Here is a 12233-nt window from a genome sequence, read left to right as displayed (position 1 = left end):
CTGCTGAGGTATGACGCACGGTCACCCGAGGGCGGAATCCGTACAACGGGAGTCTGATCTTTCCCTAGGGGATCCGGGGGCGGGCTCTAGGGGTTGAGGGGGACGGGCTCCGGAGGCAGACCTCAGCCCGCCCGGTGCACCACCGCGTCGCAGAGCCCCTCGAGCGCCAACTTGGCCGTGCAGGACGGCAGCGGCGCCAGCATCGCGCGGGCCTCCTGTGCATAGCGCACGGTGTCGCGGCGGGCCTCTTCGAGCGCAGGGTGGGCGCGCAGGCCGGCCAGTGCCTCGGCGTGCCGGGCGTCGTCGGTGAGGTCGCCCGCCAGCAGCTCGCACAGCGCACGGTCCTCGGGCGTACCGGAGTCGCTCTCGGCGCGCGCCCGCAGATGCAGCACGGGCAGCGTCGGAATGCCCTCGCGCAGGTCCGTGCCGGGGGTCTTGCCCGATTCATGCGAGTCGCTGGCGATGTCCAGCACGTCGTCGGCCAGCTGGAAGGCGGTGCCCAGCCGCTCGCCGTACTGGGTGAGGATGTTGACCGTCGACTCCTCGGCGCCCGACATCATCGCGCCGAACCGGCAGGCGACGGCGATCAGCGAGCCGGTCTTGCCGGCGAGCACGTCCAGATAGTGGTCGATGGGGTTGCGGCCGTCGCGCGGGCCCGCGGTCTCCAGGATCTGGCCGGTCACCAGGCGTTCGAACGCCTCGGCCTGGATGCGGACCGCCTCCGGCCCGAGGTCGGCGAGGATGTGCGAGGCGCGGGCGAACAGGAAGTCGCCGGTCAGCACCGCGACGGAGTTGCCCCAGCGGGCGTTGGCGCTGGCCACACCGCGGCGCACATCGGCCTCGTCCATCACGTCGTCGTGATACAGCGTCGCCAGATGCGTCAGCTCCACGACGACCGCGGAGGGCACCACGCCCGGGCTGTAGGGGTCACCGAATTGGGCGGCCAGCGATACCAGCAGCGGCCTGAACCGCTTACCGCCCGCGCGCACGAGGTGCTGCGCGGATTCGGTGATGAACGGCACGTCGCTCTTGGTGGCCTCCAGCAGGCCCTCCTCGACAGCCGCCAACCCGGCCTGGACATCGGCCTCAAGAGCCTGGTCCCGCACGCTCAGCCCGAAGGGCCCGACGACGGTCACGAGGGGTACTCCTGTCTGCTGACGATCAAACTGAATGTCGATCTGTCGCTGTCTCCACCGTTGGCCAGCGTATCCGGTCGCAGTTCGATCACCGTGAGCGCCCGCCCCCCGACCCACCCGCGAAGGACAGCGACCCCGCCGCAGGTTCTGGATCACCTGTTGACGCGAGTGTGACGCGGGAGCATGGGGTCCGGCAACGACAAGAGTATTTCTGGCCGTCTTGTTGTCCGGCAAGGCCGACCGCCCGGCCCGTGCACGGCACACCGGGGCCCGGCCCGGAGCACCGACGCCCGGCACGGAGCACCGTGGCCCGGCCCCGGCTCACCCCCGCCCACGGCCGCTCGCCCCCGCGGCCCGCCGAGGGGACGTACGGCGTGCCGCCCCTCCGAATTCACCGCAGCACAGGATGACTTCCCGCACGCGGGCGGGACCACGGGCCCCACAAGAAGCAGCGGGCCCCGCCCGGCCTCACCGGTAGGCCCGCGCCACCGCCCGTGCCAGCCGCGGCGAGGCGAACTCCGTGCCGCACACGAAGCGCATCACCGGCCCGAACGAGGCGGCAGCCGGCAACCCCGTGAAGTACAGCCCCGGTACGGACGAGCGGAAGCCGGCGTCCAGCAGCGGCCCGCCGGCCCGCGTCACGATCCCGGTGCGCAGCCCCTGGCCCAGGAAGTCCAGTGCCGCCAGATCCATCCGGTAGCCCGTCGCGGCCAGCACATGGTCGGCGGCGAGCTCCCCGCCCTGCCCGTCGGCGCCGCGCAGCGCCAGCACGGGGCGGCCGTCACGGACCGTCGCCCGTACGATCCGCCGCCCCTGCGTCACCTGCACCCGGCCGGTGAAACGGTCCCGCAGCCACCACGCACCCAGCGGGCCGAGCACCCGCCGCACCAGATACCGCCGGGCGGGCACCGGCAGCCGGCGAAAGGCACCGGCGTAATGCGTCAGCGCATACAGCGACCAGGCGTTGCCGAACGGCGACGGCGGCCGCAGACGGGGCTGGCGGTCCGGCGGCGCGCCGAAGCCCACCGCGGCGGGGCCGCGCGCCACCACCCGTACGGACGCCGCGCCCGCCTCGGCGAGCAGCACCGCGCTCTCCAGCGCCGACTGCCCGGCGCCGATCACGACCACCTCCCGGCCGGCCAGCGCGGACAGATCGTGGTGCTGCGAACTGTGCGAGACCGGCCCCGTGGCGGACGGCCCGTCCGGGATCGCGGCGGCCAGCTCCGGCGGCAGCTGCGCCAGCCCGCTCAGGCCGGTGGCGACGACCACGGCCCGCGCAGCGACCTGTTCCCCGCTGTCCAGCTTCAGCTCGAAGCCGTCGCCCCGCCGGTCGACCGAGACCACCCTGACCTGCTCCAGATCGGGTACCAGCCGCTGCTGCACCCACTGTCCGTACCGGATGAACACCTCGACGGGGAGGATGTCCCAGTCCGAGGCGTAGGGCCCCTCCCCCGTCTCCGCGCAGAAGTCGCCGAGGGTGTGGCCGGGCTGCGGGGCGTCGATGCTGGAGGCCACCGGCGTCGACTTGAGCAGCATGCCCGCGGGCATCTGCGTGCGCCAGCTCGCCATCGGCTGCCCGAAGACCCGCACCGGCAGGCCGCGCCCCCGTAGATGCGCGGCCGTCGACACGCCGTACGGACCGGCCCCGATGACCGCTACCGGAGTGCTCACTTCGGTCCCTCCCCTTGCCTGAGTGGTGCCTCGGTACCCGCCCGGCGGCCCGCCCGCCGCAGCTGCATCAGATGCCTGGCGCCCGGCCCGACGGACCGCGCGAGCATCGTGAAGAACGGCAGCGGGTCATCGCCCGCGAACCACGCCAGCTCGGTGCCGGAGGCCCGCGCCGGAGTGTGCGGGGAGCGGGAGCCGCCGCGCCGGTATGCGAGCAGTGCGGGCAGATCGACGTTCTCGACGACGAAGCGGCGCCCGGCCCGCTGCGCGCCCCCGGGGACGGTGCGCCCGGTGAGGTCCAGGTGCTGGGCGCGTACGACATCCACCCCGGCCGCGTTCTCGAAGAGCCGGAACTGGGCGCCCATCCGGGGATTGAAGTCCAGCAGTTTGTACCGGCCGTCGCGGCGGTCGAACCGCCAGTCCAGATCGGCGATGCCGGTGAACCCGATGCGGTGGATGAACTCTTCCGTCATCGTGGCGAGTTCCGGGTTGTCGACGACGTACGCACAGGCCGTCATGCCGGCGTGCGGCGGCCAGGAGCGCACCTTGACGCCGGTGAACAACGCCAGCGGCGCACCGTCCGCGCCGCAGCAGGCGTGCACGATCCAGTCCTCGGCCTGCTCCCGCGGCAGATACTCCTGGAGGATCACGCCCGGCCGCGGGCCCCAGTCACGGGCCAGATCCAGCAACTGTTCCGGCCCTCCTATCCGGGTCGTACCGCCGACGGCCGGCCTCTTGCGCCGTACGAACGCCTCGCGGTTCTTGGCCACCACCGGGAAGCGCGCCCGCCCGGCGTACGCCTCGATGTCCGCGTACGAGCCGGGGAAAACGGCGGCCGGCGAGGGCACCCCGTGCGCGACGCACAGCTCGTGCAGGCCCTGCTTGCTGGCCAGCCGGCGCGGCAGACCGGGAGCGACCCGGGGAAAGAGGAACGACCCGGCGAGCGCCTCGGCATGCTCGGCTATCAGTACGGCCGCCTCTTCGTCGGTGGGGAGCAGCAGCGTCGGCCGGCCGATCCGCCGGCCGATCCGCAGCAGCCCCGTCACCAGCCGGTCCGGCTCCTCCCGCCCGGTGGTCGGCCAGACGAAGCGGCCACGGAGGTAGCGGGAGAGGGCCGCCGGTGTGAAGCGGTCCTCCGTCACGGCGTACATGGGCACACCGAGCCGCCCCAGGCTGCGGATCGCCCCCACACCGCCGTGGTGCAGGGGGTAAGCCCCGATCTTCACGATCAGTGCCGGAACGCTCCGGTCGACCGCGAGCCGTGCGCCACTGCGAGCCACGTGTCCCCCCAACGGAACGTCCCACCCCGGCCCGTGCCAGGAAAGGAAGCTAGGCCCGAATTGCGTAGTGCAGCAAGGCTTTTCCGGACATTGCCGATGCTTGGGGGCGCATCACACGGCGCACCCGCCGTCCGAATTCGTACGCCTCCACGTCCTCACGCCCCATGACCGTCCCGCCCGTCCCCGCCCGGCCGTACGCTGATCGTCGGCACCGCCGGCCCGCGGGCCACCAGGCCCGGCCGGCCCGGTCGCCCACCGGCGACGACGAACGCGAGGAGCTGTCCATGCCCGAGCAGAGCCCGTTCGACCTGGCGGAAGGCGATCCCTTCGGCCCGCACAACCTGCCCTACGGCGTCTTCAGCACCGCCGACGCGCCCGGTCAGCGCCGCATCTGCGTCCGCTACGGCACCCAGGTCCTCGATCTGAGCGCACTGCCGAGCGCGCTGCCCGCCGCCATCCATCCGCACGCCGAGCTGCTCGCGGCCCCGACCCTCAACCCGCTGCTGGCCGCCGGCCGCCCCGTCTGGCAGCAGATCCGGGCTGCCGTCCGCAGCGCCGTGACCGACCCGGCGCACCGCGACGAGGTGGCGCCGCTGCTCCATCCGCTCGCCGAGGTCACGCTGCACCTCCCCTTCGAGGTCGCCGACTACGTCGACTTCTACGCCAGCGAGCACCACGCCACCAACGTCGGCCGGATCTTCCGCCCGGACGCCGCGGCGCTGACCCCCAACTGGAAGCATCTGCCGATCGGTTACCACGGCCGGGCGGGCACCGTCGTCGTCAGCGACACCCCGGTCGTACGGCCCCACGGCCAGCGCAAGGCCCCCGCGGACGACGCGCCCACCTTCGGCCCCTCCCTCCGCCTCGACATCGAGGCCGAGGTCGGCTTTGTCGTCGGTACGCCCTCCACGCTGCACGAACCCGTCGGGCTGGACGCCTTCCGCGACCATGTCTTCGGCGTCTGCCTCCTCAACGACTGGTCCGCACGCGACATCCAGGCCTGGGAGTACGTGCCGCTCGGCCCCTTCCTGGGCAAGTCCTTCGCCACCTCCGTCTCCGCCTGGATCACCCCGCTCGACGCCCTCGACGAGGCCCGTACGCCGCCGCCCGCCCGGGACGTCCCGCTGCTGCCCTACCTCGACGACGCGGGCGCGGAGCCGGGCGGGATCGACATCCGCATCGAGGTGCGCATCAACGGCAAGACCGTCTCCCGGCCGCCGTTCTCCACCATGTACTGGACGGCCGCCCAGCAGCTCGCCCATATGACCGTCAACGGCGCCTCGCTCCGCAGCGGCGACCTGTTCGCCTCCGGCACCGTCTCCGGGCCCGACCCCGACCAGCTCGGCTGTCTGCTCGAACTCACCCAGGGCAAGGGCCCCTACCTCCAGGACGGCGACGAGGTCACCCTCACCGCCTGGGCACCCGGCCCCGAGGGCGCCCGGATCGGCCTGGGCGAGGTCACCGGCCGCATCCTGCCCGCGGTATGACCGGCGCACCGCTCACCCTGCCGGAGGAACTGCTGCTGCTCGCCCTCGACCCGGTACGCGGCCGGTCGCTGAACCACACCAAGTACCTGCGCTACGGGCTGGCCGGCGCGGCGCTGGCCGACCTGGAGGTGGCCGGGCGGATCGCCGTCGAGGGCCGCGACCGGATCACGGTGACCAACCCGCTGCCGCTGGGCGATCCGGTGCTGGACGGCGCGCTGGCGGCGCTGCCCGACCCGGCCAAGCAGCGCAGGGGCGTCAAGGCGCAGCGCTGGGTGCGCAGCGCCGGGCGGCCGGTCCAGGAGCTGTGTCTGCGCCGGCTGGAGGAGCGGGGCGCGCTGCGCAGGGAGACCCGGCGGGCCCTGGGGCTCTTCCCGTACGAGCGCTTCCCGGCCGGGGCGGTGGACCTCATCGGCCCGGCCCGGGAACGCTTCGCCGCGGCGCTCGGCGCCGGATTCCCGGACCGCCGCAGCCGGCTGATCGCCGCGCTGACCTCGGCGACCGACCTGGACCGCAAACTCCTGCTGAGCCGCGAGTACCGCCCCGTACGGCGCGAGATGAAGCGGCTGGCGCGGGAGATCTGGACGGCCGATGCGGTGCAGCGCGCGGTACGGCGGGACAAGGAGGCGGCGTCGAATGCGGCTTCCGGCTGAGCGGGACCGGAATGCCGTGCTTGCACCTGCCCGTCCCCTTCTGTGCGCCCCTACGTCACAGCCCCACACCAAGTCCGTACCGGCGTTGCCGCAATCCGGGCCGCGGCCCGGACCGCCGTCCGGTGCCGCTGCTAGCCTCACGTGTCCCTGACCCACAACGGAGGAGACGTACGTGCGCAAGGCAGCACAGATCGCCGGGGCGGCAGCCATCGCCGCGATGCTGCTCAGCGGTTGCGGAAGCAGCGGCGACAACGGCAGCGACAGCAAGCCGAGCAAGACGCCGCAGGCCGCGCCGTCGACTCCGGGAGGCGCCGACAAGCCCGCGAGCCCGGGTGCCGTCGAGGGTGCCTGGAAGGCCGGCTCGGGCAGCAGCCCGCAGGTCCTCGTGATCACCAAGGGCACCGTGGCCTTCAGCAACGGACACAAGTCCGCGTGTCTGGGCAAGGTCCAGGAGATGGCCGGGGTGACCATGGCCGCCCTCAAGTGCACCGACGGGGACACCACCCGCACCATGGGCACCCTCAAGCCCGGCGCTGACGGCAAGACCCTGACCGTCGACTGGAAGAACGGCCCCACCGAGAAGTACACCAAGTCCAGCGACGGCAGCGTGAAGGTCCCCGACATGCCGCAGCTGCCGAGCGGTATGCCCAAGAGCTGACCGGCCCGCCGGCTGACGGACGGCCGCCGCCCGGAACCCCCCGAGGGCTCCGGGCGGCGGCCGTTGCCGTGCCGCGCCGCCGGTTCTCAGCGCACGAAGACCCCGGCCTGGCCGGCCAGGTCGAGGAAGTACTGCGGCGCCAGGCCGAGCACCAGCGTGGCCGTGACGCCGATGGCGATGGCCGTGGTGGTCAGCGGGCTGGGCACCGCGACGGTCGGGCCGTCCGCCTTGGGCTCGTTGAAGAACATCAGCACGATGACGCGGATGTAGAAGAACGCGGCGATGGCCGACGAGAGCACACCGACGACCACCAGCCAGCCCGCGCCGCTCTGCGCCGCCGCCTTGAAGACCGCGAACTTTCCGGCGAACCCGGAGGTCAGCGGGATACCGGCGAAGGCCAGCAGAAAGACCGCGAAGACCGCGGCCACCAGCGGTGAACGCCGGCCGAGCCCGGCCCACTTGGACAGCGCGGTGGCCTCGCCGCCCGCGTCCCGCACCAGGGTGACGACGGCGAAGGCGCCGAGGGTCACGAAGGAGTAGGCGCCGAGGTAGAAGAGCACCGAGGAGATGCCCTCCTCGCTGGTGGCGATGACACCGGCGAGGATGAAGCCGGCGTGCGCGATGGAGGAGTAGGCCAGCAGCCGCTTGATGTCGGTCTGGGTGATGGCGACGATCGCGCCGCCCAGCATCGTGATGATCGCGACGCCCCACATCACCGGCTGCCAGTCCCAGCGCAGACCCGGCAGGGCGACGTACAGCAGACGCAGCAGCGCCCCGAAGGCCGCGACCTTGGTGGCGGCCGCCATGAAGCCGGTGACCGGGGTCGGCGCGCCCTGATAGACGTCCGGGGTCCACATGTGGAACGGAATCGCGCCGACCTTGAACAGCAGCCCCATCAGCACCAGCGCCGCACCGATCAGCAGCAGGGCGTCATTGCCCATCGTGCCGGCCAGCGCCGGATCGATCTGCTTGGCGCCGTCCGAGACCACCTCGGCGATCCCGGCGTAGGTGACCGTGCCCGCGTAGCCGTACAGCAGGGCCACGCCGAACAGCAGGAACGCCGACGAGAAGGCGCCGAGGAGGAAGTACTTCACCGCGGCCTCCTGCGACAGCAGCCGCTGGCGGCGAGCCAGCGCACACAGGATGTACAGCGGGAGGGAGAAGACCTCCAGCGCGATGAAGAGCGTCAGCAGATCGTTGGCCGCCGGGAAGACCAGCATGCCGCCGACCGCGAAGAGCACGATCGGGAAGACCTCGGTGGTGGTGAACCCCGCCTTCACCGCGGCCTGTTCGGCGGCGCCGCCGGGGACGGCCGCGGCCTGCGCGGCGAAGGAGTCCACCTGTCCCCGAGCTCTCAACTTCGTTCGAGCAGGGGATGCCCCACCGCCGTGCGCTGCCGGTTCGAGCCGGCGCTCGGCGAAGGTGAAGACGGCGATCAGGGACACCAGCAGGATCGTGCCCTGCAGGAACAGGGCCGGGCCGTCGACGGCGAGGGCACCCATGGCGGCGATATGCGCCTTGGACGAGCCGAAGCCGCCGGCCGCCAGGCCGATCACCGCGGCGAACGCGGCGGCCAGCGCCACCACGGTCAGCAGCAGCTGGGAGTAGTAGCGGTTGCGGCGCGGCACGAACGCCTCGACGAGGATGCCGAGCACCGCCGCGCCGAGGACGATCAGCGTCGGCGCCAGCTGGGCGTACTCGATGTGCGGCGCCGGGATCTTGCCCGGTGCACCGGCCGCGACTGTCCACAGGCTGTGGACGCTTGCCACGGAACTCATTTCGCGGCCTCCCCGTCTTGATCACGCACGGCGTGGCCGGACCGGCCTCCGCCGGGCACGGCGTCCACCTGCACAGTGGGCTTGGGATCCTTCTTGTCCACGACGGACAGGGTGTGGCCCACCGCCGGATTGACGAGGGCGGTGAGCGGCTTCGGGTACACCCCGAGGAAGAGCAGCAGCGCGATCAGCGGCGCCACCACCACCAGCTCCCGCACCCGGAGGTCCGGCATGCTCTTCACCCCGGCCTTCACCGGTCCGGTCATCGTCCGCTGGTAGAGGACGAGGACGTACAGCGCGGCGAGGACGATGCCGAGGGTGGCGATGATGCCGATCACCGGATAGCGGCTGAACGTGCCGACCAGGACCAGGAATTCACTGACGAACGGCGCCAGGCCGGGCAGCGACAGGGTGGCGAGGCCGCCGATGAGGAACGTACCGGCGAGGATCGGGGCGACCTTCTGGACGCCGCCGAAGTCCGCGATCAGCCGCGAGCCGCGGCGGCTGATCAGGAAGCCGGCGACCAGCATCAGCGCGGCGGTCGAGATGCCGTGGTTGACCATGTAGAGCGTCGCGCCGCTCTGGCCCTGGGACGTCATCGCGAAGATGCCCAGGATGATGAAGCCGAAGTGGGAGATCGAGGCGTAGGCGATCAGCCGCTTGATGTCCCGCTGGGCGACCGCCAGCAGCGCGCCGTACAGCACGCTGATCAGCGCGAGGACGAGGATGACCGGGGTGGCCCAGCTGCTGGCCTCGGGGAAGAGCTGGAGGCAGAAGCGGAGCATCGCGAACGTGCCGACCTTGTCCACCACCGCGGTGATCAGCACCGCGACCGGTGACGTGGACTCGCCCATGGCGCCGGGCAGCCAGGTGTGCAGCGGCCACAGCGGCGCCTTCACCGCGAAGGCGAAGAAGAAGCCGAGGAAGAGCAGCCGTTCGGTGCCGGTGGAGATCTCCAGCTTGCCGGCCGCCCGCGCCTCGACGATCTGCTGCAGCGAGAACGTGCCGGTGCCGAGCTGGTGGGCGGTGACCGCATAGAGGCCGATCACCGCGGCCAGCATGATCAGCCCGCCGGCGAGGTTGTAGAGCAGGAACTTCACCGCGGCGTACGACCGCCGGTTCGCGGACTGCTCCTCGCCGTCCCCGCCCGCCCGGTCCCCGAAGCCGCCGATGAGGAAGTACATCGGGATCAGCATGGCTTCGAAGAAGATGTAGAAGAGGAAGACGTCGGTGGCCTCGAAGGAGATGACCACCATCGCCTCGACGGCCAGGATCAGCGCGAAGAAGCCCTGGGTGGGCCGCCAGCTGTAGCGGTTGGGCGTGCCCGTGGCGGAGCCACTGTCGGACGCTGTCTCCAGGGGGTCGGCGTCATGCCAGCCGGCCAGGATGATGAAGGGGATCAGCAGGGTGGTCAGCGCGATCAGGGCGACCGCGATGCCGTCCACGCCGAGTTCGTAGCGGACGCCGAAGTCGCTGATCCAGGCGTGCGACTCGGTGAGCTGGAAGGGGCCCTTGGCGCCGGGGTCGAAGCGGAACCCGACCACCAGCGCCAGCGCGAAGGTGACCAGCGAGAACAGCAGCGCGAGCCATTTGGCCGCGGTGCGCTTGGCGGCGGGCAGCGCGGCGGTGGCGATCGCACCGATCGCCGGCACCGCGGCGACCGCCGTCAGCAGGGGAAACGACATGGCTCAGACACCCCTCATCAGCAGGGTCGCGGCGACGAGAACGGCGGCCCCGCCCAGCATCTGGACCGCGTACGAACGGACGAATCCGGTCTGCAACTGGCGCAGCAGGCCGGAGAGTCCGCGCATCGAGGCCGCCGTGCCGTTGACCGCGCCGTCCACCAGGGAGCGGTCGAGCTGGACGAGCGTGCCGGTGAGCTCTTCGCCGCCGCGCACGAAGACGACGTGGTTGAAGTCGTCCTGGAGCAGATCGCGGCGGGCGGCCCGGGTCAGCAGCGAGCCGCGTGGGGCGAGCGCCGGAACGGGCTTGCGGCCGTACATCAGCCAGGCGATGCCGACGCCGATGAGCAGCACCACGATCGTGGCGGCGGTGACCGTGGCGGCGCTGACCGGGGAGTGGCCGTGCGCGAACGAGGTGACCGGCTCCAGCCACTTCACAAAGGCCTCGTTGATGCTGAACAGCCCGCCCGCGAAGACCGATCCGATGGCCAGCACGATCATCGGGAACGTCATGACCTTCGGCGACTCGTGCGGATGCACCTCGTCGGGATTCCAGCGCTTCTCGCCGAAGAACGTCATCAGCATCACCCGGGTCATGTAGAACGCGGTGATCGCTGCGCCCAGCAGGGCCGCGCCGCCGAGGATCCAGCCCTCGGTGCCGCCCTTGGCGAACGCCGCCTCGATGATCTTGTCCTTGGAGAAGAAGCCGGACAGACCGGGGAAGCCGATGATCGCCAGATAGCCGAGTCCGAAGGTGACGAAGGTGACCGGCATGTACTTCCGCAGGCCGCCGTAACGCCGCATGTCCACCTCCTCGTTCATGCCGTGCATCACGGAACCGGCGCCGAGGAAGAGGCCCGCCTTGAAGAAGCCGTGGGTGACCAGATGCATGATCGCGAAGGCGTAGCCGATCGGGCCGAGGCCGGCGGCCATGATCATGTAGCCGATCTGCGACATCGTCGAGCCGGCCAGCGCCTTCTTGATGTCGTCCTTGGCGCAACCGACGATCGCACCGAAGAGGAGCGTGACCGCACCGACCACGACCACCGCCAGCTGGGCGGTGGGCGCGGCATTGAAGATCGCCCCGGAGCGGGTGATCAGATACACGCCGGCGGTGACCATCGTGGCGGCGTGGATCAGGGCCGAGACCGGGGTCGGGCCCTCCATCGCATCGCCGAGCCAGGACTGCAGCGGTACCTGCGCCGACTTGCCGCAAGCGGCCAGCAGCAGCATCAGCCCGATGGCGGTCAGCTTGCCCTCGGAAGCGTCACCGGTGGCGGCCAGCACCGGGCCGAAGGCGAAGGTCCCGAACGTCGTGAACATCAGCATGATCGCGATGGACAGGCCCATATCGCCGACGCGGTTGACCAGGAACGCCTTCTTGGCGGCGGTGGCCGCGCTCGGCTTGTGCTGCCAGAACCCGATCAGGAGGTACGAGGCGAGGCCGACGCCCTCCCAGCCGACGTACAGCAGAAGGTAGTTGTCGGCGAGGACGAGCAGCAGCATCGCCGCGAGGAAGAGATTGAGGTAGCCGAAGAAGCGGCGGCGCCGCTCGTCGTGCTCCATATAGCCGATCGAGTAGATGTGGATCAGAGATCCGACACCGGTGATCAGCAGGACGAAGGTCATCGACAGCTGGTCGAGCTGGAAGGCGATATCGGCCCGGAAGCCGCCGACCGGGATCCAGCTGAACAGATGCTGGTGCAGCGCACGGTCCTCGGCCCCCTTGCCGAGCATGCCGGCGAAGAGCACCACCCCGACGGCGAACGACGCCACCGAGAACAGCGTGCCGATCAAGTGACCGGTGCGGTCGAATCGTTTGCCGCCGCACAACAGCAGGGCCGCACCGACCAGCGGTGCCGCGACAAGCAGCGCGATCAAGTTCTCCACTTTGTGC

The 12233-nt window shown here is 71.2% G+C and carries 9 protein-coding genes; 3 read left to right on the top strand and 6 right to left on the bottom strand.

The genetic code is table 11. The features are described 5' to 3' along the window. Nucleotides 1-122 precede the first annotated feature (122 nt). The 3 genes from ACWGI6_RS02835 to ACWGI6_RS02825 form a co-directional block, all read right to left on the bottom strand. Nucleotides 123-1136, bottom strand: coding sequence for a polyprenyl synthetase family protein (locus tag ACWGI6_RS02835; RefSeq protein ID WP_453265833.1), 1014 nt, complete (start codon nucleotides 1134-1136; stop codon nucleotides 123-125). 468 nt (nucleotides 1137-1604) lie between these two features. Beyond that, nucleotides 1605-2807 carry an FAD-dependent oxidoreductase gene (locus ACWGI6_RS02830; RefSeq protein WP_453265832.1) on the bottom strand — a complete coding sequence of 401 codons (1203 nt, stop codon included), beginning with the start codon at nucleotides 2805-2807 and terminating at the stop codon, nucleotides 1605-1607. Beyond that, complete coding sequence (locus ACWGI6_RS02825; RefSeq protein ID WP_453265831.1) at nucleotides 2804-4084, bottom strand: carboxylate--amine ligase; 1281 nt, start codon at nucleotides 4082-4084, stop codon at nucleotides 2804-2806. The genes ACWGI6_RS02830 and ACWGI6_RS02825 overlap by 4 nt, the downstream gene beginning before the upstream one ends. A gap of 284 nt (nucleotides 4085-4368) precedes the next feature. Between ACWGI6_RS02825 and fahA the strand changes: the two genes are divergently transcribed. From fahA to ACWGI6_RS02810, 3 genes are all read left to right on the top strand, one after another. Next, nucleotides 4369-5571 carry a fumarylacetoacetase gene (gene fahA, locus ACWGI6_RS02820; protein WP_453265830.1) on the top strand — a complete coding sequence of 401 codons (1203 nt, stop codon included), beginning with the start codon at nucleotides 4369-4371 and terminating at the stop codon, nucleotides 5569-5571. Further along, nucleotides 5568-6221: a GOLPH3/VPS74 family protein gene (locus tag ACWGI6_RS02815; RefSeq protein ID WP_453265829.1), complete on the top strand. Its 654-nt coding sequence runs from the start codon at nucleotides 5568-5570 to the stop codon at nucleotides 6219-6221. Before fahA ends, ACWGI6_RS02815 begins: the two co-directional genes overlap by 4 nt. A gap of 172 nt (nucleotides 6222-6393) precedes the next feature. Further along, nucleotides 6394-6879, top strand: coding sequence for a hypothetical protein (locus ACWGI6_RS02810; protein ID WP_453265828.1), 486 nt, complete (start codon nucleotides 6394-6396; stop codon nucleotides 6877-6879). A gap of 86 nt (nucleotides 6880-6965) precedes the next feature. Here the strand turns inward: ACWGI6_RS02810 and nuoN are convergent, their stop codons facing one another. Genes nuoN through nuoL form a run of 3 tightly spaced genes read right to left on the bottom strand, consistent with a single transcriptional unit; the run spans nucleotide 6966 to nucleotide 12226 of the window. Continuing rightward, nucleotides 6966-8657, bottom strand: coding sequence for an NADH-quinone oxidoreductase subunit NuoN (gene nuoN / locus ACWGI6_RS02805; protein ID WP_453265827.1), 1692 nt, complete (start codon nucleotides 8655-8657; stop codon nucleotides 6966-6968). Beyond that, the gene (locus tag ACWGI6_RS02800) at nucleotides 8654-10339 is read right to left on the bottom strand and encodes an NADH-quinone oxidoreductase subunit M (RefSeq protein WP_453265826.1); all 1686 of its coding nucleotides are present in this window, start codon (nucleotides 10337-10339) and stop codon (nucleotides 8654-8656) included. The genes nuoN and ACWGI6_RS02800 overlap by 4 nt, the downstream gene beginning before the upstream one ends. Nucleotides 10340-10342: 3 nt before the next feature. Continuing rightward, a complete protein-coding gene (gene nuoL / locus ACWGI6_RS02795) occupies nucleotides 10343-12226 on the bottom strand; it encodes an NADH-quinone oxidoreductase subunit L (RefSeq protein ID WP_453265825.1) in 1884 nt (627 codons plus the stop codon). Nucleotides 12227-12233 lie beyond the last annotated feature (7 nt).

This window comes from Streptomyces sp. NPDC054786 (genome assembly GCF_053611685.1).
This window is presented reverse-complemented; position numbering and strand designations above follow the sequence as displayed.

Coding starts and splice junctions, on each gene's coding strand:
- ACWGI6_RS02815 (WP_453265829.1), top strand. CDS start 5,568: ATGACCGGCGCACCGCTCACCCTGCCGGAGGAACTGCTGCTGCTCGCC.
- fahA (WP_453265830.1), top strand. CDS start 4,369: ATGCCCGAGCAGAGCCCGTTCGACCTGGCGGAAGGCGATCCCTTCGGC.
- nuoN (WP_453265827.1), bottom strand. CDS start 8,657: ATGAGTTCCGTGGCAAGCGTCCACAGCCTGTGGACAGTCGCGGCCGGT.
- ACWGI6_RS02800 (WP_453265826.1), bottom strand. CDS start 10,339: ATGTCGTTTCCCCTGCTGACGGCGGTCGCCGCGGTGCCGGCGATCGGT.